This window comes from Streptococcus infantis, from assembly GCF_047460405.1.
GTDB classification, from domain to species: Bacteria; Bacillota; Bacilli; order Lactobacillales; family Streptococcaceae; genus Streptococcus; species Streptococcus infantis_Q.
Genome location: NZ_JASHGH010000011.1, coordinates 1 through 26056 on the forward strand (window position 1 = coordinate 1; position 26056 = coordinate 26056).

Genomic DNA, 26056 nt, shown 5'->3' on the forward strand with positions numbered 1-26056 from the left:
TTACTCAAAGTTAAGTGACGATAGCCTAGGAGATACACCTGTACCCATGCCGAACACAGAAGTTAAGCCCTAGAACGCCGGAAGTAGTTGGGGGTTGCCCCCTGTGAGATAAGGAAGTCGCTTAGCTTTAATCCGCCATAGCTCAGTTGGTAGTAGCGCATGACTGTTAATCATGATGTCGTAGGTTCGAGTCCTACTGGCGGAGTATGTAGACGTTCCTTGGAACGTCTTTTTTTTATGTGACTTTCAGTCTGTCTTGCACCTCACGGAGCGAGACAAATAAACCACCCGCTATGCGGGTGCGCGTCGAAGGTTATACAAAAAAACTCCAAACGCGATACAATAAAGGTGTTCAAGCCAATTGTAAAGCGAAAGGAGAAAAATATGGCACAAAAGGCACATAGTTTATCGCACACAAAGTGGCACTGTAAGTATCATATTGTGTTCACCCCTAAGTATAGACGAAAAGTAATCTATAATCAATATCGAAGTAGTTTAGGCGAAATATTTCATCGCTTGTGTAGTTATAAAGGAGTTGAGATTATCGAGGGTCACTTAATGCCAGACCATGTACAATTGAGTGTAAAAGAATATGAGGATCCCTTTAGGGATAGTGGTAAGTAATACCAAGGCCTCTTTAAGAGGCGAGTGACGAGCCAGCTTGAATAAGGTGAAAGCCAGCGTCTTTAGGCGCTGGCTGGTAATTTGGGCTTATAGTCCTGGTTCAAACCACCTGTTAGACGGGTTGTCATTATTTATCTTTCAGAGGTCATTTTTGTCTTTTTATATTTGCCACTTTATTAATATTTAATATTTTTATAAGTTTGTTAGATTTGAGTGTTTTATTTTAAGTTTTTTTTAATAGGTCTTATAAGTAATTCTTTAGTGGATTGTGTGGTCTTGCCATCATAGTTTAGACAGTATTTGTTTCTCTTTCATTAGGAAAATTTTAGATCTTTTTTTGAAATGTAGTATTGTGCACCTGATCTGTTAGTTGTCTTTATCTGTTATTTATTTGAATATTCATTATAGTACATGATAGAAGTATCTTCCCTGGTTCTTCTATTTTTTTGTTATACTCATTTTATCAATAGAAATGGAGTCAAATAAAATGATTGAACAGATTTATGAACAATATCTTGATTTTTATGATGTTATTGAAAAGGAATATAGTTATTTAGTAGATAATGATTTAGAATGGGAAGTTTTTCATCTTAGATTTTTACTCTATTATTTAGCTCGGTACAAGTTTGATATTATGCATCCTTTATTTTCTTACCACTATAGAGCTTGCTACCGTTTGTACATTGAACAGTTATTGATTTCAAATGACTGGGTTGGGGGATAATTTATAATTTTCATATTTCCGAACGATTTTATAGTTTTTTCTTTTCATAATATAAATTTACAATATTTTTTTGATATTAATTTTCTAATTTTCTCTAATTCCCTAATGTTTCTGGTTTTTGGTCTTGAAAAAATTGAGAATCTTTATTATAATAAATTGTAAGATATAATTGCAGGTGAGATTCCTGCCATGTATGTGAGAAAGGAAGAGCCTAAGGGCTCAGACAAGATTATGACTTCAGTTGTTGTTGTAGGTACCCAGTGGGGTGATGAAGGTAAAGGGAAGATTACAGACTTCCTCTCAGCTAATGCAGAAGTGATTGCACGTTACCAAGGTGGTGATAATGCTGGTCACACAATTGTGATTGATGGAAAGAAATTTAAGCTGCACTTGATTCCTTCTGGAATTTTCTTCCCTGAAAAAATTTCTGTCATTGGGAATGGGATGGTTGTAAATCCTAAGTCACTTGTGAAAGAGTTGAGCTATCTTCATGATGAAGGTGTTACAACAGATAATCTACGTATTTCTGATCGTGCGCATGTTATTTTGCCGTATCACATCGAGTTAGACCGTCTGCAAGAAGAAGCTAAGGGTGAAAATAAGATTGGTACTACTATCAAGGGTATTGGTCCAGCTTATATGGATAAGGCTGCTCGTGTTGGAATCCGTATTGCAGATCTTTTGGATAAAGAGATTTTCCGTGAGCGTTTAGAACGTAACCTTGCTGAGAAGAATCGTTTGTTTGAAAAATTGTACGAAAGCAACCCTATTTCAATTGATGATATTTTTGAAGAATATTATGAATATGGTCAACAAATCAAGCAATATGTCACAGATACTTCTGTTATCTTGAATGATGCACTTGATAATGGCAAACGTGTTCTTTTTGAAGGTGCACAAGGGGTCATGTTAGATATTGACCAAGGAACTTATCCGTTTGTTACTTCTTCAAACCCTGTTGCTGGTGGTGTGACAATTGGTTCTGGTGTTGGTCCAAGCAAGATTGACAAGGTTGTAGGTGTATGTAAAGCTTACACAAGTCGTGTTGGTGATGGTCCATTCCCGACTGAATTGTTTGATGAAGTGGGAGAACGCATTCGTGAAGTAGGTCATGAGTATGGTACTACAACAGGTCGTCCACGTCGTGTAGGTTGGTTTGATTCAGTGGTTATGCGTCATAGTCGACGTGTTTCTGGAATTACGAATCTTTCTTTGAACTCTATCGACGTTTTGAGTGGTTTGGATACAGTTAAAATCTGTGTAGCCTATGATCTGGATGGTCAACGTATTGACTACTATCCAGCTAGTCTTGAGCAATTGAAACGTTGCAAACCTATCTACGAAGAATTGCCAGGTTGGTCAGAAGACATCACTGGAGTACGTACTTTGGAAGATCTTCCTGAAAATGCACGTAACTATGTTCGTCGTGTTAGCGAATTAGTTGGCGTTCGTATCTCTACTTTCTCAGTAGGTCCTGGTCGTGAACAAACAAATATTTTAGAAAGTGTTTGGTCATAAGAGATTTTTAAGATTTGTTTAAGATAGTTCAGCTATACTATAGACAGTTACAAGAAGACCTCCTAACTTGTTGTAACAAATATCCTAAACTTTTCTTTTTCATAATAATCTCCCTATAAAGTCACCGCATTCGGTGGCTTTTTTTATGTAGTGAAACATGGTATAATGATAAAATTGATGATAGTCAGTGAAAATTAAAGAGTAAATTAGTTATGAATCGATAAAAATATTATTTTGAAGTTGCAGATGTTAGTATTACATTATGCTAAGGGAATTCTGATATATTTGGAAGAGATTTTAAAAGATAATAAGCAGGAAAAGAGAGAAACTATGGATTATACAGTTGAAGAAAAAGAAGCATTTATGAGAGAGGCCTTGAAGGAGGCAGAGATTGCTTTAGAGCATAATGAAATCCCAATAGGTTGCGTAATTGTAAAGGATGGAGAAATCATTGGTAGGGGCCACAATGCACGTGAGGAGTTGCAACGTGCGGTCATGCATGCGGAAATTATGGCCATCGAGAATGCGAATCTGAGGGAAGAGAGCTGGCGTTTGTTGGACTGCACACTTTTTGTGACCATTGAGCCTTGTGTCATGTGCAGCGGGGCGATTGGGCTTGCCCGTATCCCAAAGGTAGTCTATGGGGCTAAAAATCAGAAATTTGGTGCAGCTGGAAGTCTGTATGATATCTTGACAGATGAGCGTCTTAATCATCGTGTGAATGTTGAGACGGGGATTTTAGAGAGTGAATGTGCAGGTATTATGCAGGAATTTTTTAGAAATCGACGGAAAAAATAATTTCTCTTTTAAAATCTTTGGGAATGTGGTATAATAACTAATGGAGCAACAGTTCTGCGTGAAGCGGGTCAGGGGAGGAATCCAGCAGCCCTAAGCGAAGTGAATTGTGTGCTCTTTTTTTGTGCTTTAAAGAAAATAGTTTAAGTGTGGCTAAAAAAGAATGAGTTTGTTAATAGAAGGGAAAATAAGTGACACTTGAAATATCTTTAAATTTTTTTGTATGATTTTATTGTTTGCTTTTTGATAGGACACTTTTCTTGCTAAATTCCCAAACTAAGTTCCACTGGTTTTAATAATGCTTGATTTCATCGTTTTTGTATCCGAAAAGAATCGAAAAAAAGAGCGCACAAAATCCCCACATCTGAAAGCGTTTCAAATTAAGTTCTGCTATGGTGGAAGTTAGTGTGAGACGTTTGAATGGGGTTGAAGGTTAGTTTTTAGATCTTATGTTGGAGTAATTTAGAAGACTGACAGACGTCTTCTGCAGGTATTTTAGAAATGCCGAGAAGCTTAGGAATTTCTTCTCCGTAAGTAAAAGCAAAGAGTTCATAGGCTGATTTTCCATTCAAAGCAGCGCGCTTGACGCTATTGACATGTGAACAAACGAGATTGATGTCCTCTTGAGTTAAATTGTTAAAGGAAGTTCCCTTAGGTAGAATGTCGCGAATCAACGTGTGATTTTTCTCAATTCTCCCTTTCTGGTCAGAGCGATTAGGGTCACAAAAGAAGAGTTTACTCTCTCCTCGGACATCCATTTCGATGCCATCGACCCTGGCAAACTCACCACCATTATCTGTGAGGATGACAGGAAAGAGTTGGAAGAAATCTTTGTCCGCTTGGTGAAGAGTGTTCTTGATTTTATAAAGGTGTTTGGTAACCTCAAGGGCAGTTTTATTCTCCAGAAGCCTAGCGAAGATAAAGTTACAGAAAGACAGGTTGAAGGTAAGTAGGACTTTACCTCCCATTATGCCCATAACTGTGTCCATTTCCAACCAAGAGTCTAGTTGATTAAGTGCTAAATAGTTTTGGAAATCCTCATAGGAACGGCCTTCTTTAGCTTCTTTAGGGATGGAAGGTAGCTTACTTTTTCTTCTTTCTTTAAATTTAACGGCTCTGGCTAGATCAATAGGAGCGATAGACAGGTATCCTTTTCGGATGTGTCTATAGACGGTTGAGGAGCTGACATTAAGGTTATGAGTCTTGAGGATATGATAGATGTGTTGGCCCTTTTTAACCCCATCAGAAATGACTTTGTCCATGTCCCAGAGAGTCTGAGAGTTGAGAGGAGTTCCTTCACGAGCTTCGACAAGAGTTTGTTCGTAGTGCTTTTGAGCTTGTTTAGCGAGGTAGAAGATTTTTTGATAGCCACAGTTTTGTCTTCTTTTAGAGCACCCATTACAGACAAAGGGAGCTTTATCAAGTAGAGGGCAAGGAAGGTTGTTAGAGGTAGAGTCTCTAATTTGTTTGTTTCGTTTGACTTCTTTAGAAACAGTAGTCGGGTCTTTTAGAATAAGTTGCCCAATAGCTTTGAAGGTTTCACTGCGCTCTAAACCTAGTTGGATATCATGACGGTCTGAAAGTGTAAGGTGTTTATGTTTTGTCATAGTGGACCTCATTTCTAACTCAAACGTCTCACACTTAATTCCACCATAAAAATCCGTTTTAGACTGATTTCCACTTTGGTCAGGAAAGTGGAAGTTACTTTGAGAAATTACCGGACGCTTTTCTTTATTTTATATAGAAGATTTTTCGTGCTTTTTTCGAATAAATAAGATAAAATAGCCTAGAATGAAAGATTAAAAAGAGGGAAAATATGAAAATTCGTGGTTTTGAATTAGTTTCTAGTTTTACAGATGAGAGTTTGCTACCGAAGCGTGAGACAGCACATGCAGCTGGTTACGACTTAAAGGTTGCTGTGCGTACGGTCATTGCTCCAGGTGAGATTGTCCTTGTTCCGACAGGGGTCAAGGCTTATATGCAACCGACAGAAGTGCTTTATCTCTATGATCGTTCTTCAAACCCTCGTAAGAAGGGCTTGGTTTTGATTAACTCTGTGGGTGTCATCGATGGGGATTACTATGGTAATCCTGGGAACGAGGGACATATCTTTGCACAGATGAAAAACATTACTGACCAAGAAGTGATTCTTGAAGTTGGGGAACGCGTGGTTCAGGCTGTCTTTGCTCCATTTTTGATTGCGGATGGCGATGCGGCAGATGGTGTTCGGACCGGTGGATTTGGATCAACTGGGCACTAAGATGAAGATTATCTTTGTACGTCACGGGGAGCCAGATTACCGTGAGTTAGAGGAGCGTTCCTATACTGGATTCGGGATGGATTTGGCGCCCTTATCAGAGGAGGGAAGACAGCAAGCTCAGGAACTGAGCAAAAATTCTTTGCTACACTCAGCTGATCTACTAGTTTCTTCTGCAGTCACAAGAGCTTTAGAGACTGCTAGCTATGTGGCTTGTGCTACTGGACTTCCTTTGAGAGTGGAGCCATTATTGCATGAATGGCAAGTCTATGAAAGTGGCGTAGAGAATTTTGAAAAAGCTCGTACTCTGTTTCTAGGAAATAATGGGGAGTTATCTCCTAATAGTCCTATTCAATATGAGACAGCTGAGGAAATGAGGTCTCGGTTTCTAGACTCTATGCGCAAGTATCGAGACTATCAGACAGTCGTTGTTGTCACTCATCGAATGCTCATGCGCCAGTTTGTGTCAAATGAGAAGATTGATTTTTGCCAAGTGATTGAGTGTGAGATAGAGATATAGAAAGAAGCACAATTAAATGAGCTATAAGGATTTTCAAGCTTTTACCGCAGAAAATTGTCAAGGGTATAAGAAGGTGTCTGAGATTAGTATTGGAGGTTTTCTTTACTTGGCTTTTCTTCCAGTAGACTATCAAAAAATCCTTTGCATTTCTTCAGAATATATGTCCATCATCGATAGTGAAAAAAGTCAAGTCACTCTAATAGATGGGGATTACGATGAGATAGAGTTAGTAGCTATGTGTGAAGGTTACGATTCTCCTATCCCTATCGCTGGACAATATGGTGGAAGCCTTCCTTTGTATAATGGTAAAGACATCCGAGTGACAATGGATAAAGACCAATCTGAAGAATATCCGATTTTAACCATTTATTGGGAAGAGAATAAAGAAACTAGGACTCAAATTTATAAAGGTTATTTACCCTATATTTTTGGATTTAGTCCTGATGGGGAGTATTATGTCCATGTGGATGATGGTGGACTGATTGTTCTGAAAAGAAATAGTTACTGATTTGGAAAATTAATAAGAGATTTTAAAAATGAAAGGATTAGAATCATCGCAAAGAAAAAAGCGACATTTATATGTCAGAATTGTGGATATAATTCCCCTAAATATTTAGGACGTTGTCCAAACTGTGGGTCTTGGTCTTCTTTTGTTGAGGAAGTCGAGGTTGCAGAAGTCAAGAATGCGCGTGTGTCCTTAACAGGTGAGAAAACCAAGCCCATGAAACTGGCTGAAGTGACCTCCATCAATGTCAATAGAACCAAGACTGAGATGGAGGAGTTCAACCGAGTTCTTGGTGGAGGTGTAGTACCAGGAAGTCTTGTCCTTATCGGTGGGGATCCTGGGATTGGGAAATCAACTCTGCTCTTACAAGTCTCAACCCAGCTGTCTCAAGTGGGGACAGTCCTCTATGTCAGTGGGGAGGAGTCTGCTCAGCAAATCAAGCTACGAGCAGAGCGCTTGGGTGATATTGATAGTGAGTTTTATCTCTATGCTGAGACCAATATGCAGAGCGTGCGGGCAGAAGTAGAGAGAATCCAGCCAGACTTCCTCATTATCGACTCTATCCAGACCATCATGTCTCCTGAGATTTCTGGAGTTCAGGGTTCTGTTTCCCAGGTACGTGAGGTGACTGCAGAACTCATGCAGCTGGCCAAAACCAATAACATTGCCATCTTTATTGTCGGGCATGTGACCAAGGAAGGAACCTTGGCGGGACCTCGTATGTTGGAGCATATGGTGGATACGGTGCTTTACTTTGAAGGGGAACGCCACCATACCTTCCGTATCTTGAGGGCGGTCAAAAACCGTTTTGGTTCGACAAATGAAATTGGGATTTTTGAGATGCAGTCAGGTGGCTTGGTTGAGGTGCTCAATCCTAGTCAAGTTTTCCTAGAAGAACGTTTGGATGGAGCGACTGGCTCATCAATCGTTGTGACCATGGAAGGAACCCGTCCTATTCTTGCGGAGGTTCAAGCCTTGGTAACACCGACTATGTTTGGTAATGCCAAGCGGACTACAACAGGCCTTGATTTCAATCGTGCTAGTCTGATTATGGCTGTTTTGGAGAAACGTGCAGGGCTTCTCTTGCAAAATCAGGATGCCTATCTCAAATCAGCTGGTGGTGTCAAATTGGATGAGCCTGCCATTGACTTGGCTGTTGCGGTTGCCATTGCTTCGAGTTACAAGGATAAACCAACCAACCCTCAGGAATGTTTTGTGGGAGAGTTGGGCTTGACTGGAGAGATTCGGCGTGTGAATCGTATCGAGCAGCGCATCAATGAAGCAGCAAAACTTGGATTTACAAAAATCTATGTACCAAAGAATTCTTTAACTGGAATCAAACCACCTAAAGAAATTCAGGTGATCGGAGTGACCACTATTGGAGAAGTCTTGAAGAAAGTATTTTCCTAATAGTCTTACTCAGTTTTAGATTGCAAAACACTTTATAGCCAATATTTATTAAAAACAAGGAGGAATTTCTGATGAAATTTTCTATGGACAGTCATATGCAATTTCCTTTGGTAGAGTTGTCACTCAATCAAGGAGAAACCGTCTATATCCAGCGAGGTAGTATGGTCTACCACACGCCTAACGTAAGCCTCAATACCCAGCTCAATGCCAGCGGTTCTGGTTTGGGACGTTTTGTCAAAGCTGTAGGACGTTCAATGGTTTCTGGCGAAAGCACCTTCATTACTCAAGCAGTTGCAGAGTCTGACAACGGCAACCTTGCTTTAGCACCAGATACTCCCGGTCAAGTGATTGCTCTTGAACTAGGTGAAAAACAATATCGACTGAATGATGGGGCTTTTCTAGCTCTTGATGGTACAGCTTCCTATACTATGGAGAGTCAGTCTATTGGTAAAGCTCTGTTCGGAGGGCAAGGAGGTCTCTTTGTGATGACTACCCAAGGTCAGGGAACTCTCTTGGCCAATGCTTTTGGCTCTATCAAGAAAATTGAGCTACAAAACCAAGAAATAACCATTGACAATGCCCATGTGGTGGCTTGGAGTCAATCTTTGGACTATAATATCCACTTAGAAAATAGCTTCTGGCAGTCTATTGGTACAGGCGAAGGAGTGGTGAATACCTTCCGAGGAACTGGTGAGGTCTACGTACAAAGTCTCAATCTTCAGAGCTTTGCAGGATCGCTCAATAAGTATATCCAAAAAGGTTCATAAAAATAAAACTAGGACAGAAGCCCAAGCTAGAAGCTGGATGTCTCTGTCCCAGTTTTTTTATATGAAGGTTGACAACTGACAAGACAAAGAAAAGATGGTAAGATAGGATATAAATAATTTGGTGTTCAAATTATCTTAAAAGTAAGAAAGTGTGTTGTCATGTCGTATTTTGAACAGTTTATGCAAGCCAATCAGGCTTATGTTGCCCTGCATGGGCAGTTAAATCTGCCAATCAAGCCAAAAACAAGAGTAGCCATTGTGACTTGTATGGACTCACGTCTGCACGTTGCACAAGCTTTGGGGTTGGCTCTGGGAGATGCTCATATTTTGCGGAATGCGGGTGGTCGAGTGACGGAGGATATGATTCGCTCGCTTGTGATTTCCCAGCAACAAATGGGAACAAGAGAGATTGTGGTTCTTCACCATACAGACTGTGGTGCTCAGACATTTCAAAACGAAGAGTTTCAAGAACATTTAAAAACAGAATTAGGGGTTGATGTCTCGGGTCAAGATTTTCTTCCCTTTCAAGATGTTGAGGAGAGTGTTCGTGAGGATATGCAGTTACTTCGAGAATACCCATTGATTCCAGATGATGTGGTTATTTCAGGGGCTGTTTATGATGTGGATACAGGTAGTATGAGAGAGGTCTACTAACGTTTCCTTTTTGAGTTCCTATCTTCCCATGAGATAGAATGTCTAAGTTGTCACATTTCAGCTTGAATATAAGGAATATAAATGAGCACAAGGCAAGGGTATAAATGTCTACTATTGTCTTATTTTTTATTGAAAAATCAAGAAAAAAGCGCTACAATGGTAGTTGGAAAAATGTTGTGAAAAAACACAAGTGATACATAAATACTGGAGGAAATCATGTCTTTTTCTGATTTAAAGCTGTTTGCCCTTTCTTCAAATAGAGAATTGGCAGAGCGTGTGGCGCAAGAGATTGGGATAGAGTTGGGAAAATCGACTGTACGTCAATTTTCAGATGGAGAAATTCAAGTTAATATCGAAGAATCGATCCGTGGGAAACACGTCTTTATCCTACAATCAACTAGCTCACCTGTAAATGACAATCTGCTAGAAATTTTGATTATGGTAGATGCTTTGAAACGCGCCAGTGCAGAATCTGTCAACGTTGTTATGCCTTACTATGGCTATGCACGTCAGGATAGAAAGGCGAGAGCGCGTGAGCCAATCACTTCAAAACTTGTGGCAAATATGCTTGAAGTGGCTGGAGTGGATCGTTTGTTGACGATTGACTTGCATGCTGCACAGATTCAGGGATTTTTTGATATTCCTGTCGATCACTTGATGGGTGCTCCTTTAATTGCAGACTACTTTGAGCGTCGTGGCATGGTTGGTTCTGACTATGTGGTTGTCAGTCCGGACCATGGTGGGGTGACTCGTGCTCGTAAATTGGCAGAGTTTTTGAAAACTCCGATTGCCATTATTGATAAACGTCGTAGCGTGGACAAGATGAATACCAGTGAAGTGATGAACATCATTGGTAAGGTAGAAGGTAAGACTTGTATTTTGATTGACGATATGATCGATACAGCTGGAACTATTTGCCATGCGGCGGATGCTCTTGCAGAAGCTGGTGCTGTCGAAGTTTACGCAAGCTGTACGCACCCAGTTCTTTCAGGGCCTGCTATGGACAATATCCAGAAATCAGCGATTAAAAAATTAGTTGTTTTGGATACCATCTACTTACCAGAAGAACGTTTGATTGATAAGATTGAGCAAATCTCTATTGCTCACCTTCTTGCGGATGCTATCGTCCGTATCCACGAAAAACGTCCTCTATCTCCATTATTTAGTATTGAGAAAAAAATCTAACGAATTCATTGGATAAGACAAAACTCCTAACAAAGTGATAGACCTTGTTGGGAGTTTTTTGGTAGCAGAATTCTGCAAACCCTTTCAAAATATGCTATACTGATGAAAAAGGAGGATTTTTATGACTCAAGAATTTATCAATCCAAGTGATGGTGTGATTCGTCAGTATCTAGCAACTAGTAAGACTCTAGCAGTAGTGGGCTTGTCTGATCGTGAAGAAACAACTAGCAATCGAGTGACAAAGGAAATGCAGGCTCGTGGCTATAAAATCATACCAGTAAACCCCAAGGCTGCAGGTGGTGAAATCTTGGGAGAAAAGGCTTATGCCAGCCTAGCTGAGATTCCTTTTCCTGTAGATATCGTTAATGTCTATCGTCGTAGTGAGTTTCTACCAGATGTGGCACGAGATTTTCTCAAGGCTGATGCTAAGATTTTCTGGGCGCAATTAGGACTTGAAAGTCTAGAAGCGGAAGAAATCTTGCGTGCTGGAGGTTGCGATGATATCGTGATGAATCGTTGTATTAAGAGAGAACATACACGCTTAATTCTTGAACAATAAAAAGGTAGCTTGCGGGCTACCTTTTGTGTTATACTCAATGAAAATCAAAGAGCAAACTAGGAAACTAGCCGCAGGCTGTACTTGAGTACGGCAAGGCGACGTTGACGTGGTTTGAAGAGATTTTCGAAGAGTATTAGAAAATATCGATAAGGGTCTGCATGCCAAGACTAGTCAGGATGATGGCAATCCAGCAGAGAGCTCCAAGCAGAATGGATTTACCGCTGGACTTAATCATAGCTACAAGATTGGTTTTTAGACCGATAGCACTCATGGCCATGATGATGAGGAATTTGGAGAGTTGTTTGAGAGGTGAAAAGAAGTTATTGCTAACACCGAATGATGTGAGAAGAGTAGTTAGCAGAGAAGCTAGGATAAAGTAGAGAATGAAAACGGGGAAGATTTTTTTGAGTTTTACTCCTTGGTTATCACCTTGTTGACGGCTTTGCCAATAGGAGAGGAAGAGAGTAATAGGGATAATAGCCAGAGTGCGGGTCAGTTTGACAATAGTAGCAGATTCGAGAGTATTGCTTTGGTAAAGGCTATCCCAGGCGCTAGCTGTGGCTGTTACAGAGGAAGTATCGTTGACCGCAGTACCCGCAAAGAGAGCAAAACCCTCGTTGGAGAGATGAAGCCAGGTTCCTAGCGTTGGAAAGATAAGAGCTGCTAAGAGATTAAAGAAAAAGATTACTGAGATGGCTTGGGCCACTTCTTTTTCCTTGGCGTGGATGACGGGAGCGGTCGCTGCAATGGCAGAACCGCCACAGATAGAAGAGCCTACACCAACCAAGGTAGCTAGCTTAGTATCCAGATTAAAAAAGCGTTGGAAAAAGAAAGCTATAATCAAAGCAATTGAAATAGTTGAGAGGATGACAGGAAGGGAAGATTTTCCTACTGCAAAAACTTGAGAGATATTGAGTCCAAACCCAAGCAAGATAACAGCATACTGAAGCAATTTCTTGGAGCTGTAAGTCAAACCAGCATCTAGTTGTTTATAGGAAGTGAGAAATGGGTGGAGAATCATGCCAATAAAGATGGCAAAAACAGGAGCTCCTACAACAGGCAGAAAGCCTCCTAAAACCCAAGAGATGATAGAAATGATCAGACAGGCTAACAGTCCTGCCCAATTTTTTGATAGAAATGACATAAAAACCTCCGAAAATAAATACTCCTTATTATAATCTTATCTCGGAAAAAAGTAAATAGAAAGCCTTTGGAAGGCTAATTCTAGATGTAATTTTGCGGTCAGAGATCTTTTGTAGTATAATAGACATATGTTCTTTGATCAAGGAGGGTATCTATGGACTTAACCAAACGCTTTAATAAACAATTAGATAAGATTCAAGTTTCCTTGATTCGTCAGTTTGATCAGGCCATCTCTGAGATTCCTGGGGTCTTGCGTTTGACCTTGGGAGAACCTGATTTTACAACGCCAGATCATGTCAAGGAGGCGGCCAAGCGAGCGATTGACCAGAACCAATCCTACTATACAGGGATGAGTGGTTTGCTGACTCTACGTCAGGCAGCCAGTGACTTTGTTAAGGAAAAATACCAACTGGACTATGCTCCTGAAAATGAAATCTTGGTTACAATTGGGGCGACAGAAGCTTTATCTGCTACTTTGACAGCTATTTTGGAAGAGGGAGACAAGGTGCTCTTGCCAGCTCCTGCCTATCCAGGTTATGAACCGATTGTCAATCTGGTTGGGGCAGAGGTTGTCGAGATTGATACGACTGAAAATAATTTTGTCTTGACTCCAGAGATGTTGGAAAAGGCCATTTTAGAGCAGGGTGACAAGCTCAAGGCGGTTATTCTCAACTATCCAGCAAATCCGACAGGAATTACCTACAGTCGGGAGCAGTTGGAGGCCTTGGCAGCTGTTTTACGCAAGTACGAGATTTTCGTTGTCTGTGATGAGGTTTACTCAGAATTGACCTATACAGGGGCAGCCCATGTATCTCTGGGAACTATGTTGAGGGACCAGGCTATTATTATCAATGGTTTGTCTAAATCACATGCTATGACCGGTTGGCGTTTGGGTCTGATTTTCGCTCCTGCGGCCTTTACAGCCCAGTTAATCAAGAGTCACCAATATTTGGTTACTGCTGCAAATACCATGGCCCAACATGCTGCGGTAGAAGCCTTGACGGCTGGTAAAAACGATGCGGAGTCTATGAAGAAGGAATACATCCAGCGTCGGGACTATATTATCGAAAAGATGACTGCTCTTGGTTTTGAGATTATTAAACCAGACGGTGCCTTCTATATCTTTGCTAAGATTCCAGCAGGATATAATCAAGATTCCTTTGCTTTTCTCAAGGATTTTGCTCAGAAGAAGGCTGTTGCCTTTATCCCTGGTGCATCCTTTGGGCGTTACGGAGAAGGTTATGTGCGCTTGTCTTATGCAGCTAGCATGGAAATCATCAGAGAAGCTATGAAACGTCTTGAGGAGTACATGAGAGAAGCATGATTCAGTCTATTACGAGTCAGGGGTTGGTGCTCTACAATCGTAATTTTCGTGAGGATGATAAGCTAGTCAAGATTTTTACAGAGCAGGTCGGCAAGCGGATGTTTTTTGTCAAACATGCCGGTCAGTCCAAACTGGCTCCAGTTATTCAACCTTTGGTGCTGGCTCGTTTTCTTTTGCGAATCAATGATGATGGACTTAGTTATATTGAAGACTATCATGAGGTGATGACCTTTCCAAAAATCAATAGTGATCTCTTTGTCATGGCCTATGCGACCTATGTGGCAGCTTTGGCAGATGCTAGTTTGCAGGACAATCACCAAGATGCTCCCTTGTTTGCTTTTTTACAAAAGACTTTAGAGTTGATGGAAGAGGGTTTAGATTATCAGGTCTTGACCAATATTTTTGAAATTCAGATCTTAACCCGTTTTGGGATTAGTCTTAATTTTAATGAGTGTGTTTTTTGCCATCGGGTGGGTCAGGCCTTTGATTTTTCTTTCAAATATGGTGCTTGCTTATGTCCTGATCATTACCATGAGGACGAGAAACGATGTCACTTAAATCCCAATATTCCTTATCTGCTCAATCAATTTCAAGCCATTGATTTTGAAACCTTGGAGACTATTTCTCTCAAGTCTGAAATCAAGCAAGAATTACGTCAGTTCATGGATCAAATTTATGAAGAGTACGTCGGAATTCACCTAAAATCAAAGAAATTTATTGATTCCCTAGCTGATTGGGGACAATTACTAAAAGAGGAAGACAAATGAAAAAAATCGCAGTAGATGCAATGGGTGGCGATTACGCACCTCAAGCCATCGTTGAGGGAGTCAATCAAGCCCTTGCTGACTTTTCAGATATTGAGATTCAACTTTACGGAGATGAAAGTAAAATTAAGCAATATCTAACAGCTACAGAGCGCGTTAGTATTATCCATACTGATGAAAAAATCGATTCAGACGATGAGCCTACAAGAGCCATCCGTAAGAAGAAAAATGCCAGTATGGTCTTGGCGGCTAAGGCTGTCAAAGATGGGGAGGCAGATGCAGTTCTTTCTGCAGGAAATACAGGTGCCTTGCTTGCGGCCGGATTTTTCATCGTAGGTCGCATCAAGAACATCGATCGACCTGGGCTTATGTCAACCCTACCAACAGTGGATGGAAAAGGCTTTGATATGCTAGACCTCGGTGCCAATGCAGAAAACACAGCCCATCACCTTCATCAATATGCCATCCTAGGTTCTTTCTACGCTAAAAATGTTCGTGGAATTGCAAAACCACGAGTTGGTTTGCTTAATAACGGGACAGAGAGCAGTAAGGGAGATCCACTCCGCAAGGAAACTTATGACTTGCTAGTAGCTGATGAGAGTTTGAACTTTATCGGTAATGTGGAAGCGCGTGATTTGATGGATGGCGTTGCTGATGTAGTCGTAACAGATGGTTTCACGGGAAACGCTGTGCTCAAATCCATTGAAGGTACAGCCATGGGGATCATGGGCTTGCTAAAAAATGCTATCACAGGTGGCGGTTTGCGAGCTAAATTAGGTGCTCTTCTTCTTAAGGATAGTCTTAGAGGTTTGAAAAAGCAACTCAACTATTCTGACGTTGGAGGTGCAGTCTTGTTTGGTGTCAAGGCGCCGGTTGTCAAGACTCATGGATCAAGTGATGCCAAGGCTGTGTACAGTACGATTCGTCAGATTCGTACCATGCTAGAAACAGACGTAGTTGCCCAAACTGCGCGTGAATTTTCAGGAGAATAATATATATATGACAGATAAAGAAATTTTTGACCGTATCGTGACTATCATCCAAGAACGTCAGGGTGAAGACTTTGTAGTAACAGAGGCCTTGAGTTTGAAGGATGATTTGGATGCTGATTCAGTAGATTTAATGGAATTTGTTCTAACCGTTGAGGATGAATTTGGAATCGAAATTAGTGATGAAGAAATCGACCACCTCCAAAGTGTGGCAGATGTATTAAAAACCATTAAAGATAAAATCTAACATATAGCAACATGCAAGTCATGTTGTTTTTTTATTTCTCGAAAAAAGATAATATTTTGAAGTTTTATAGTCGAGTTTACGAATAAAAAGATGAGAAGAAAAAAGGAGGATTGTTGATGTATGTGACATGTCTTTATCCGTGGTTGATCAAGTGGTTTTTAAAATAAATTTGACTTAGTTGTTTATTTTAAAATGATTTTATCGAATAGATAAGTAAGAAGGAAAAGGAAGGAGATTACTTCATGTTTATACCAAGCTTGTATCCATGGTTAATTAAGTGGTTTTTGAAATAAATAAATTTATTTTAAATTATTTTTCGAATAGATAAGTAAGAAGAAAAGGAAGGAGATTGGGAATGATTATTTCATTTATTTATCCAATTTGGCTTTTAAAATGGTTTAAAGGTTAGAAATCACAAATATAAAAATAAAGGAGAAAACAAATGACAAACTTTGATAAAAAGGAACAGAACTTTGCAGCTCTTACGGAAGAAGAGCTGATGGAAGTGGATGGGGGGTCGGTTACCGCTGTAGTTGTAGGAGGTGTCTTACTAATTGGTGGTATTGCTTGGGGCTATTTTATGTAATAATAAGGAGAGAAAAAATGAATTTAAATAAATGGACAGAATTGACAGAAGAAGAATTGATGAATACAGAAGGTGGATCAATTACCATAGCCACGGTTGGTGCAGGATTGGCAATTTTCCTTGGTGGTCGATTAATTGGTCAAGATTTAAAACGTAAATTTGGATAAAAGTGAACTTGTATGAAAAATCTAAAAAATGTAATGGGAGCCTTTTTAATTATTTTTGGAGTGCTTTGTATATTGGGGGATTTACATGTAATCACCTTTAATGTTGAAAAATATTTCCAAACAGAGTTATTTGTTCCGATGCTTATTTTGATGATGAGTTATTTAGATTCAGGTAAAGACAAGGTTTAAAGAGAACTATTATTAGTATGTGGCAAATGCTATAGAATAATCATCTTTTAGTTGTTATCAATGAAATAAGAACTAAAAAAATGGAGAAATAAATGAATATCTCAGAAGAATGTGCGGCTATAATTATATCAGCCTCAGGAATAGTAGGACTTTTGGTTGGAGTAGCTATTGGATTAGCTAGTATTATTTAAAAGGAGTAGATGAAAGATGAAGAAACTGGATGAAAAATTTGCTATTATGACAGAGGAAGACTTGGCTGTAACTAAGGGAGGTTTCATTGTTACTACTTCTACAGCAGTAGCTTGGGGTGTTTTAGGAGTCGTTACCTATATGTATGGGCGTCATTTGGGAAGTAGACGTTAATTTAAAAATTTGTGGCAAATCGTAAAAAAATTGAAAAAGATAAGAAATATTAATCATTATTTTTTCTAGGTAGGACCTTTGTTCTACCTATTTTCTTTGTCCAAAAGGTACATTTGATGTGTCTATTTGCATCGTTTATAGTTTATTTGGAATTTTACATGTATTTTTTGATAAAATGTGATAAAATAGGTGTAGAAATTAGGAAAGTTGAAGAAAAGAAATGAAGAAGATTTTAGGATATTTTTTAGTATTTGTTTTTCTATTTTTAATGAATATTTTCATCTTTAAGATACTAGCAACTCTGGGATTTCAGCTGACAATGAGTGAAAAGAGTTATATTGTACCACCGCTGTTTTCGATTATCGTTTTGTACATGATTGACAAAGGAATTAGGAAGAAAAAGAAATCTTTATAAATATATATTTTAGGTAGGACGTTTATCCTGCCTATTTTCTTTGTCCAAAAAGTGCTGTTCAGGTGCAGTTATTGTTTTTTTAGAAATAATTTTCTTTTTGCTTCTTTGTTTGGATAAAATAATCTTACAAAGTTTTCTTTGGAGATTGTTAGGAAAAGGAGTAGGATATGAAATTTGGGAAACGTCACTATCGTCCGCAGGTGGATCAGATGGACTGCGGTGTAGCTTCATTAGCCATGGTCTTTGGTTATTATGGTAGTTATTATTCTCTGGCTCACTTGCGAGAGTTGGCCAAGACGACCATGGATGGGACTACGGCTTTAGGCTTAGTCAAGGTTGCTGAGGAGATAGGTTTTGAGACGCGAGCAATAAAGGCGGACATGACCTTGTTTGATTTGCCGGATGTAACTTTTCCTTTTGTGGCTCATGTGCTTAAGGAAGGGAAATTGCTCCATTATTATGTGGTGACTGGCCAGGACAAGAACAACATTCATATTGCTGATCCAGATCCTAGTGTTAAGCTGACCAAGATTTCTCGTGAGCGCTTTGCCAAGGAGTGGACAGGAATCACTATTTTTATGGCACCATCTCCGAGTTATAAGCCTCATAAGGAACAAAAAAATGGTCTGCTTTCCTTTATCCCTATATTAGTGAAACAGCGAGGTTTGATTGTTAATATCGTTTTGGCGACCCTCTTGGTGACCTTGATTAACATTGTGGGTTCTTATTATCTGCAGTCTATCATTGATACTTATGTACCAGATCAGATGCGCTCGACACTGGGAATTATTTCGATAGGGCTAGTCATCGTTTATGTCCTTCAGCAAATCTTATCTTATGCTCAGGAGTATCTCTTACTTGTTTTGGGGCAACGCTTGTCTATTGATGTGATTTTGTCCTATATCAAGCATGTTTTTCACCTGCCTATGTCCTTCTTTGCGACACGTCGTACAGGGGAAATCGTATCTCGTTTCACGGATGCAAATAGTATCATCGATGCGCTGGCTTCGACCATTCTGTCAATCTTTTTGGATGTATCTACTGTCTTGATTATTTCAGTAGTTCTATTTTCGCAGAATAGCAATCTCTTTTTCATGAGTTTACTAGCCCTTCCTATCTACACAGTGATCATCTTTGCTTTTATGAAGCCCTTTGAAAAGATGAATCGGGAAACTATGGAAGCCAATGCGGTTCTGTCTTCTTCTATCATTGAGGACATCAATGGCATTGAGACCATCAAGTCCTTAACTAGTGAAAATTCACGCTACCAAAAGATTGACAAGGAATTTGTAGATTATCTGAAAAAATCTTTTACTTACAGTCGGGCAGAAAGTCAGCAAAAGGCTCTGAAAAAAGTTGCCCAGCTCTTACTCAATGTTGGTATTCTCTGGATGGGGGCTCTCCTAGTCATGGATAATAAGATGAGTTTGGGCCAGTTGATTACCTATAATACCTTGCTTATTTACTTTACAAATCCATTGGAAAATATCATCAACCTGCAAACCAAACTTCAGACAGCGCAGGTAGCCAATAACCGTCTCAATGAAGTTTATCTGGTTGCATCTGAGTTTGAGGAAAAGAAAACAGTCTCAGATTTGAGCTTGCTAGAAGGAGATATGGATTTCAAGCAGGTTCACTACAAATATGGCTATGGTCGAGATGTCTTGTCGGACATCAATCTAACCATTCCACAAGGCTCTAAAGTGGCTTTTGTAGGGATTTCAGGATCGGGTAAGACGACCTTGGCTAAGATGATGGTTAATTTTTATGATCCTAGTCAGGGGGAGATTAGTCTGGGTGGCGTCAACCTCAATCAGATTGATAAAAAGGCTCTACGCCAGTATATCAACTACCTGCCTCAGCAACCCTACGTCTTTAACGGGACGATTTTGGAGAATCTTCTCCTTGGAGCTAAGGAGGGGACGACCCAGGAGGATATCTTGAGAGCAGTGGAGTTGGCTGAGATTCGGGAGGATATCGAGCGGATGCCACTGAATTACCAGACAGAACTGACTTCGGATGGAGCGGGCATTTCAGGTGGGCAACGTCAGAGGATCGCTTTGGCGCGTGCTCTCTTGACCGATGCGCCTGTCTTGATCTTGGATGAGGCAACTAGCAGTCTAGATATTTTGACCGAGAAGCGAATTGTCGATAATCTAATGGCTTTGGATAAGACCTTGATTTTCATTGCTCACCGCTTGACCATTGCTGAGCGGACAGAGAAGGTGGTTGTTTTGGATCAGGGCAAGATTGTTGAAGAAGGAAAACATGCTGATTTGCTTGCACAGGGTGGCTTTTACGCCCATTTGGTGAATAGCTAGAAAGAGGAGAGGATGAAACCAGAATTTTTAGAAAGTGCGGAGTTTTATAACCGTCGTTATCATAATTTTTCCAGTCGGGTGATTGTACCCATGTCCCTTCTGCTCGTGTTCTTGTTTGGCTTTGCAACTCTTGCAGAGAAGGAGATGAGTTTATCCACTAGAGCGACTATCGAACCTAGTCGTATTCTTGCTAATATTCAGTCAACTAGCAGCAATCGCATTCTTGTCAATCATTTGGAAGAAAATAAGCTGGTCAAGAAGGGGGAGCTTCTTGTTCAATATCAGGAAGGGGCAGAGGGTGTCCAAGCGGAGTCTTATGCTAGTCAGTTGGAAATGCTCAAGGATCAGAAGGTTCAACTAGAGTATTTAAAAGCAAGCCTTCAATCAGGAAGTGATCAATTTCCTGAAACAGATAAATTTGGCTATCAGCATAGTTTTTTAGATTATCTGAATCAGGCTACTAGTCTGCGAAGTCAGGTTGAGCAACAAAATGCTAGTATATCATCCCAAAATGCAGCAGCCAGTGGTAGTCAGGCAGAGTTAGGGAATCTCATCGGAGAAACCCAGTCCAAAATTAAAGAATATCAGCAAGCAAAGTCTGCTATTCAAACTGATGGACTCTTAGAGAGTGGCCATCCAGCTTACGCAATTTATCAGTCTTATCAGTCAACAAAAGAGCAGGGATCGGAAGCCAAACAGCAGGCCTTATCTCAGCTAGATGCTCACATCACTCAGTTGGAGTCAACTCTTGCAGGTTATCGAGTACAGTATGCAGGTTCAGGAGCCCAGCAAGCTTATGCATCTGGATTAGGAAGTCAGTTGGAGTCATTAAAATCTCAGCAACTAGCCAAGGTAGGCCAGGAATTAACGCTCTTGGATCAGAAAATTCTTGAGGTGGAGTCAGGTAAAAAGATTCAAGGAAATCTTTTAGAGAAGGGGAAAATTACAGCAACAGAAGATGGTGTTCTACATTTGAATTCTGAGCATAGTCGATCTACCATTATTCCAGAAGGAACTATCCTTGCTTACCTTTTTCCACAGTTGGCTAGGGAGAGGAAGGCAAAACTGACAGCTTATATCAGTTCTAAGGAAGTGGCTGGTCTCAAGCATGGAAATGAGATACGATTTACAACGGTAACGGATGCCAATAAGCAGCTAGTGTTGACATCCAAGATTACCAATATCGATACCAGTGCGACTCAGACAGAAAAGGGCAATTTCTTTAAATTAGAGGCAGAGACGGATTTGAATGCTGAACAAGCAGAAAAACTTCGTTATGGACTTGAAGGTCGTTTGACTATGATTAGAGGTAGGAAGAGTTTTTTACGCTACTATCTTGACCGCTTTTTGAAACGAGAATAAGGTTCGCATTCTAACTCAAATCAATCTTAGAAAATCGCAAATGAAAATTCGTTTGCGATTTTTCTGTACTTTTTCAGATATGACATCAAATATAGTTCGTGAAATATTTGATTTTTAGTGTTTGTTGTGTTAGAATGATGTAAAGTAATGCGAAAGGCGAACAAGAAAATGTCCAGTAAACTTATTTATACGGGAAAAGCTAAAGATATCTATACTACAGAAGACGAAAATGTGATTAAGTCGGTCTACAAGGACCAGGCCACTATGCTGAATGGAGCTCGCAAAGAGACCATAGAGGGGAAAGGTGTGCTGAATAATCAGATTTCGTCTCTTATTTTTGAAAAATTGAATGCGGCTGGTGTGGCGACACACTTTATCGAACGTATTTCTGACACAGAACAACTCAATAAGAAGGTGACCATCATTCCTTTGGAGGTTGTTCTTCGTAACGTGACTGCAGGTTCTTTCTCAAAACGTTTTGGCGTGGAAGAAGGTTTGGACTTGAAAACTCCAATCGTTGAATTTTACTACAAAAACGATGATTTGGATGATCCATTTATCAATGATGAGCATGTGAAGTTCTTAGATATTGCTAACGATGAGCAAATTGCTTATATCAAGGAAGAAACGCGTCGTATCAATGAATTGTTGAAAGATTGGTTTGCACAAATTGGTCTTCGCTTGATTGACTTCAAATTGGAATTTGGCTTTGATAAGGATGGCAAGATCATCTTGGCAGATGAATTCTCACCAGACAATTGCCGCCTTTGGGATGCTGAAGGGCACCACATGGACAAGGATGTTTTCCGTAGGGACTTGGGCAGTTTGACAGATGTGTACAAGGTTGTGTTAGAGAAATTGCAGGGCTTGAAGTAACCTGTTTGAAACGGAAAAACTTCGTCTTCAATAACTTATTTGAATAGAAATAAAGGAACTAAAATGGATAAACGTATTTTCGTTGAGAAAAAAGCTGATTTTCGTGTCAAATCTGACTCTTTAGTAAAAGAATTACAGCATAATCTTCAGCTGAAAACCTTGAAGGATCTTCGGATTGTTCAGGTTTACGATGTCTTTAATTTGGCAGAGGACTTGTTTGCGCGTGCGGAAAAACATATTTTTTCTGAGCAGGTGACCGATACTGTTTTGGATGAAGCGTCTGTGCAAGCAGACCTTGCTAACTATGCTTTCTTTGCTATCGAAAGTTTGCCTGGTCAATTTGACCAACGTGCAGCATCTTCACAAGAAGCTTTGCTTTTGCTTGGTAGTTCAAATGATGTAACGGTGAATACAGCGCAATTGTACTTGGTCAATAAGGATATTGATGCGAATGAGTTGGTGGCTGTCAAAAACTATCTCTTGAACCCAGTGGATTCTCGTTTCAAAGATATCACTGTTGGTATTGCTAAACAGGATTTCTCTGAGTCTGACAAGACCATTCCAAACTTGGATTTCTTTAAAACTTATACAGCAGAAGATTTTGCACAGTATAAGGCAGAGCAAGGATTGGCAATGGAAGTGGATGACCTTCTCTTCATTCAAGATTACTTCAAGTCTATTGGACGTGTGCCAACTGAGACTGAGTTGAAGGTTTTGGATACTTACTGGTCTGACCACTGCCGTCATACAACTTTCGAGACTGAGTTGAAGAATATCGACTTCTCAGCTTCAAAATTCCAAAAACAATTGCAAGCGACTTATGACAAATATATCGCCATGCGTGATGAGTTGGGACGTACAGAAAAACCTCAAACCTTGATGGATATGGCGACTATTTTTGGTCGTTATGAGCGTGCTAATGGTCGTTTGGAAGACATGGAAGTGTCTGATGAAATCAATGCCTGCTCAGTTGAAATTGAAGTAGATGTCGATGGTGTCAAAGAACCATGGCTTCTCATGTTCAAAAACGAAACTCATAACCACCCAACTGAAATTGAACCATTTGGTGGTGCGGCTACTTGTATCGGTGGTGCCATTCGTGACCCATTGTCAGGGCGTTCATACGTTTACCAAGCAATGCGTATCTCAGGTGCTGGTGATATTACAGCTCCTATTTCAGAAACTCGTGCTGGTAAATTGCCACAACAAGTGATTTCTAAAACAGCAGCTCACGGTTATTCTTCATACGGTAACCAAATTGGTCTTGCAACAACTTATGTTCGTGAATACTTCCACCCAGGTTTTGTTGCTAAGCGTATGGAGCTAGGTGCAGTTGTCGGTGCGGCTCCTAAGGAAAATGTTGTCCGTGAAAAGCCTGAAGCTGGCGATGTGATTATCTTGCTTGGTGGTAAGACTGGACGTGACGGTGTCGGTGGTGCGACAGGTTCTTCTAAGGTTCAAACCGTTGAATCTGTTGAAACAGCTGGTGCTGAGGTTCAAAAAGGGAATGCCATCGAAGAACGTAAGATTCAACGTCTTTTCCGTAATGGGGATGTGACACGTCTGATCAAGAAATCAAATGACTTTGGTGCTGGTGGTGTCTGCGTGGCTATCGGTGAATTGGCAGATGGGCTTGAAATTGATCTAGACAAAGTGCCATTGAAATACCAAGGCTTGAACGGTACCGAAATTGCCATCTCTGAATCTCAAGAACGTATGGCGGTCGTGGTTCGTCCTAAAGATGTGGACGCCTTCATTGCAGCATGTAACAAAGAAAATATTGATGCAGTTGTCGTTGCAACAGTTACTGAAAAACCAAATCTTGTTATGCACTGGAATGGCGAAACCATCGTTGATTTGGAACGTCGTTTCCTTGATACAAACGGTGTACGTGTCGTTGTAGATGCTAAGGTAGTTGACAAGGATGTCAAGCTTCCAGAAGAACGTCAAACATCTGCTGAAACCCTTGAAGCTGATACTCTTGAAGTCTTGGCTGACCTTAACCATGCAAGTCAAAAAGGTTTACAAACCATCTTTGATAGCTCAGTTGGTCGTTCAACTGTAAACCACCCACTTGGTGGTCGCTACCAAATTACACCAACAGAAGCTTCTGTACAGAAATTGCCAGTCCAACATGGTGTGACGCATACGGCTTCTGTCATGGCACAAGGGTTCAACCCTTATGTAGCAGAATGGTCTCCGTATCATGGTGCTGCTTATGCGGTCATCGAAGCAACTGCTCGTTTGGTGGCTGCTGGTGCAAACTGGTCTAAGGCTCGTTTCTCTTATCAAGAATACTTCGAGCGTATGGACAAGCAAGCTGAGCGTTTTGGTCAGCCAGTAGCAGCTCTCCTAGGCTCTATCGAAGCTCAGATTCAGCTTGGGTTGCCATCTATCGGTGGGAAGGACTCTATGTCTGGTACCTTTGAAGAATTGACAGTACCACCAACCTTGGTTGCTTTTGGTGTGACCACAGCAGATAGCCGTAAGGTCCTTTCTCCGGAATTTAAAGCTGCTGGTGAAAATATCTATTATATCCCAGGTCAGGCTTTGGCACAGGAAATTGACTTCGATCTTATCAAGTCTAACTTTGCTAAGTTTGAAGCCATTCAAGCTGACCATAAAGTCACATCTGCATCAGCTGTCAAATATGGTGGTGTGGTTGAAGCTCTTGCCCTTGCAACATTTGGTAACCATATTGGTGCTACTGTAACCCTTGAAAATCTTGAGACTGCATTGACAGCTCAATTGGGTGGATTCGTCTTCACATCTCCTGAAGAAATTGCAGGTGTTGCCAAGATCGGACAAACAGTGGCTGGCTTTACACTTACTGTCAACGGTGTAACGCTTGATGGACACAAGCTTGGCAGTGCCTTCCAAGGTAAATTGGAAGAGGTTTACCCAACGGAATTTGCACAAGCAACTGAGCTGGAAGAAGTACCTGCTGTAACCTCAGATGCTGTGATCAAAGCTAAAGAAACAGTTGAGACACCAGTGGTTTACATCCCAGTATTCCCAGGTACGAACTCTGAGTACGATTCAGCTAAGGCCTTTGAAAAAGAAGGTGCTCAAGTTAACTTGGTACCATTTGTCACACTGAATGAAGAGGCGATTGTCAAGTCTGTTGACACCATGGTTGACAATATCGAAAAAGCCAACATTATCTTCTTTGCAGGTGGCTTCTCAGCGGCGGATGAACCAGATGGATCAGCTAAATTTATCGTTAACATCTTGCTCAATGAAAAAGTACGTGCAGCCATTGATAGCTTCATCGAAGGTGGTGGCTTAATTATCGGTATCTGTAACGGATTCCAAGCTCTTGTCAAATCAGGTCTTCTTCCATATGGTAACTTTGAAGATGCAAGCAGCACGAGTCCGACCCTCTTCTACAATGATGCCAACCAACACGTGGCTAAGATGGTGGAAACACGGATTGCCAATACCAACTCACCATGGCTTGCCGGAGTAGAAGTTGGTGACATCCACGCCATCCCAGTATCACACGGTGAAGGTAAATTTGTCGTGACAGCTGAAGAATTTGCAGAGCTTCGTGACAATGGTCAAATCTTTACCCAATATGTTGACTTCGAAGGGAAACCAAGCATGGATTCTAAATACAATCCTAACGGTTCTGTCAATGCGATTGAAGGTATCACAAGTAAGAACGGTCAAATTATTGGTAAGATGGGACACTCAGAACGTTTCGAAGACGGTCTCTTCCAAAATATTCCAGGAAATAAAGACCAACACCTGTTCGCGTCAGCGGTGAAATACTTTACTGGGAAATAAGAT

Annotated in this window: 26 protein-coding genes, 1 tRNA gene, 1 rRNA gene, 1 other RNA gene and 1 pseudogene; 28 read left to right on the forward strand and 2 right to left on the reverse strand. The window is 40.5% G+C overall.

The window, feature by feature from the left end; all coding sequences use genetic code 11:
* Positions 1–10: 10 nt before the first annotated feature.
* The 7 genes and pseudogenes from rrf (at position 11) to ffs (ending at position 3794) form a co-directional block, all read left to right on the forward strand.
* Positions 11–126: ribosomal RNA gene (gene rrf, locus QM928_RS05960) — 5S ribosomal RNA — on the forward strand.
* Positions 127–131: 5 nt separating this feature from the next.
* Positions 132–205, forward strand: a tRNA-Asn gene (locus tag QM928_RS05965).
* Positions 206–384: 179 nt separating this feature from the next.
* Positions 385–585, forward strand: a pseudogene (gene tnpA, locus QM928_RS05970) (IS200/IS605 family transposase); the annotation flags it as partial.
* 526 nt (positions 586–1111) lie between these two features.
* Entirely contained in the window at positions 1112–1348 is a 237-nt protein-coding gene (gene comW, locus QM928_RS05975) for a sigma(X)-activator ComW (RefSeq protein WP_414285123.1), read from the forward strand.
* 231 nt (positions 1349–1579) lie between these two features.
* Positions 1580–2866 (forward strand): adenylosuccinate synthase, encoded by a 1287-nt coding sequence (locus tag QM928_RS05980; RefSeq protein ID WP_075226975.1) that lies wholly within the window; start codon positions 1580–1582, stop codon positions 2864–2866.
* 330 nt (positions 2867–3196) lie between these two features.
* Complete coding sequence (tadA, locus tag QM928_RS05985) at positions 3197–3664, forward strand: tRNA adenosine(34) deaminase TadA (RefSeq protein WP_414285130.1); 468 nt, start codon at positions 3197–3199, stop codon at positions 3662–3664.
* Positions 3665–3696: 32 nt separating this feature from the next.
* Positions 3697–3794, forward strand: an RNA gene (gene ffs / locus QM928_RS05990) — signal recognition particle sRNA small type.
* Positions 3795–4101: 307 nt separating this feature from the next.
* On the opposite strand, the gene QM928_RS05995 is transcribed toward ffs, so the two are convergent.
* Positions 4102–5268, reverse strand: coding sequence for an IS30 family transposase (locus QM928_RS05995; protein WP_315640232.1), 1167 nt, complete (start codon positions 5266–5268; stop codon positions 4102–4104).
* Positions 5269–5477: 209 nt separating this feature from the next.
* Between QM928_RS05995 and QM928_RS06000 the strand changes: the two genes are divergently transcribed.
* The 8 genes from QM928_RS06000 (at position 5478) to QM928_RS06035 (ending at position 11518) form a co-directional block, all read left to right on the forward strand.
* Positions 5478–5921, forward strand: coding sequence for a dUTP diphosphatase (locus tag QM928_RS06000; protein ID WP_000701995.1), 444 nt, complete (start codon positions 5478–5480; stop codon positions 5919–5921).
* Positions 5881–6438 (forward strand): histidine phosphatase family protein, encoded by a 558-nt coding sequence (locus tag QM928_RS06005; RefSeq protein ID WP_248034528.1) that lies wholly within the window; start codon positions 5881–5883, stop codon positions 6436–6438. The genes QM928_RS06000 and QM928_RS06005 overlap by 41 nt, the downstream gene beginning before the upstream one ends.
* Before the next feature lie 16 nt (positions 6439–6454).
* Positions 6455–6946 carry a hypothetical protein gene (locus tag QM928_RS06010; protein ID WP_248034527.1) on the forward strand — a complete coding sequence of 164 codons (492 nt, stop codon included), beginning with the start codon at positions 6455–6457 and terminating at the stop codon, positions 6944–6946.
* A gap of 36 nt (positions 6947–6982) precedes the next feature.
* Positions 6983–8353: a DNA repair protein RadA gene (gene radA / locus QM928_RS06015; RefSeq protein WP_414273136.1), complete on the forward strand. Its 1371-nt coding sequence runs from the start codon at positions 6983–6985 to the stop codon at positions 8351–8353.
* Positions 8354–8424: 71 nt separating this feature from the next.
* On the forward strand, positions 8425–9120 hold the full coding sequence (locus tag QM928_RS06020; RefSeq protein WP_000672726.1) for a TIGR00266 family protein: 696 nt from the start codon (positions 8425–8427) through the stop codon (positions 9118–9120).
* Between the two features lie 159 nt (positions 9121–9279).
* On the forward strand, positions 9280–9774 hold the full coding sequence (locus QM928_RS06025) for a beta-class carbonic anhydrase (protein WP_414273053.1): 495 nt from the start codon (positions 9280–9282) through the stop codon (positions 9772–9774).
* A 216-nt stretch (positions 9775–9990) separates the two neighbouring features.
* On the forward strand, positions 9991–10959 hold the full coding sequence (locus QM928_RS06030) for a ribose-phosphate diphosphokinase (RefSeq protein ID WP_075231173.1): 969 nt from the start codon (positions 9991–9993) through the stop codon (positions 10957–10959).
* 121 nt (positions 10960–11080) lie between these two features.
* A complete protein-coding gene (locus QM928_RS06035; protein ID WP_153225593.1) occupies positions 11081–11518 on the forward strand; it encodes a CoA-binding protein in 438 nt (145 codons plus the stop codon).
* A 133-nt stretch (positions 11519–11651) separates the two neighbouring features.
* On the opposite strand, the gene QM928_RS06040 is transcribed toward QM928_RS06035, so the two are convergent.
* Positions 11652–12662 carry a YeiH family protein gene (locus QM928_RS06040; protein ID WP_414294799.1) on the reverse strand — a complete coding sequence of 337 codons (1011 nt, stop codon included), beginning with the start codon at positions 12660–12662 and terminating at the stop codon, positions 11652–11654.
* A gap of 153 nt (positions 12663–12815) precedes the next feature.
* Here QM928_RS06040 and QM928_RS06045 point away from each other — a divergent pair, with 153 nt between their 5' ends.
* The 13 genes from QM928_RS06045 to QM928_RS06105 all read left to right on the forward strand — a co-directional run bounded on the left by QM928_RS06045 (position 12816) and on the right by QM928_RS06105 (position 26053).
* A complete protein-coding gene (locus QM928_RS06045) occupies positions 12816–13985 on the forward strand; it encodes a pyridoxal phosphate-dependent aminotransferase (protein ID WP_414294798.1) in 1170 nt (389 codons plus the stop codon).
* Positions 13982–14752: a DNA repair protein RecO gene (recO, locus tag QM928_RS06050; protein WP_414294797.1), complete on the forward strand. Its 771-nt coding sequence runs from the start codon at positions 13982–13984 to the stop codon at positions 14750–14752. The genes QM928_RS06045 and recO overlap by 4 nt, the downstream gene beginning before the upstream one ends.
* Complete coding sequence (plsX, locus tag QM928_RS06055) at positions 14749–15741, forward strand: phosphate acyltransferase PlsX (RefSeq protein ID WP_414294796.1); 993 nt, start codon at positions 14749–14751, stop codon at positions 15739–15741. Before recO ends, plsX begins: the two co-directional genes overlap by 4 nt.
* A 7-nt stretch (positions 15742–15748) precedes the next feature.
* The gene (locus QM928_RS06060) at positions 15749–15985 is read left to right on the forward strand and encodes a phosphopantetheine-binding protein (protein ID WP_414294795.1); all 237 of its coding nucleotides are present in this window, start codon (positions 15749–15751) and stop codon (positions 15983–15985) included.
* A 442-nt stretch (positions 15986–16427) separates the two neighbouring features.
* A complete protein-coding gene (locus tag QM928_RS06065) occupies positions 16428–16571 on the forward strand; it encodes a class IIb bacteriocin, lactobin A/cerein 7B family (RefSeq protein ID WP_414294794.1) in 144 nt (47 codons plus the stop codon).
* Positions 16572–16588: 17 nt separating this feature from the next.
* Positions 16589–16738, forward strand: coding sequence for a class IIb bacteriocin, lactobin A/cerein 7B family (locus QM928_RS06070; RefSeq protein ID WP_311522410.1), 150 nt, complete (start codon positions 16589–16591; stop codon positions 16736–16738).
* A 12-nt stretch (positions 16739–16750) separates the two neighbouring features.
* Complete coding sequence (locus QM928_RS06075) at positions 16751–16927, forward strand: hypothetical protein (protein WP_000793176.1); 177 nt, start codon at positions 16751–16753, stop codon at positions 16925–16927.
* Between the two features lie 207 nt (positions 16928–17134).
* Positions 17135–17290: a hypothetical protein gene (locus tag QM928_RS06080; RefSeq protein WP_162837517.1), complete on the forward strand. Its 156-nt coding sequence runs from the start codon at positions 17135–17137 to the stop codon at positions 17288–17290.
* Positions 17291–17510: 220 nt separating this feature from the next.
* Positions 17511–17705 (forward strand): hypothetical protein, encoded by a 195-nt coding sequence (locus QM928_RS06085; RefSeq protein ID WP_414294793.1) that lies wholly within the window; start codon positions 17511–17513, stop codon positions 17703–17705.
* Positions 17706–17872: 167 nt separating this feature from the next.
* Positions 17873–20026 (forward strand): peptide cleavage/export ABC transporter ComA, encoded by a 2154-nt coding sequence (gene comA / locus QM928_RS06090; RefSeq protein ID WP_414294792.1) that lies wholly within the window; start codon positions 17873–17875, stop codon positions 20024–20026.
* A gap of 12 nt (positions 20027–20038) precedes the next feature.
* Positions 20039–21388: an HlyD family secretion protein gene (locus QM928_RS06095; protein ID WP_414294791.1), complete on the forward strand. Its 1350-nt coding sequence runs from the start codon at positions 20039–20041 to the stop codon at positions 21386–21388.
* Positions 21389–21556: 168 nt separating this feature from the next.
* Positions 21557–22264: a phosphoribosylaminoimidazolesuccinocarboxamide synthase gene (purC, locus tag QM928_RS06100; RefSeq protein WP_414294790.1), complete on the forward strand. Its 708-nt coding sequence runs from the start codon at positions 21557–21559 to the stop codon at positions 22262–22264.
* A gap of 63 nt (positions 22265–22327) precedes the next feature.
* Complete coding sequence (locus QM928_RS06105; protein WP_414294789.1) at positions 22328–26053, forward strand: phosphoribosylformylglycinamidine synthase; 3726 nt, start codon at positions 22328–22330, stop codon at positions 26051–26053.
* Positions 26054–26056: the final 3 nt, after the last annotated feature.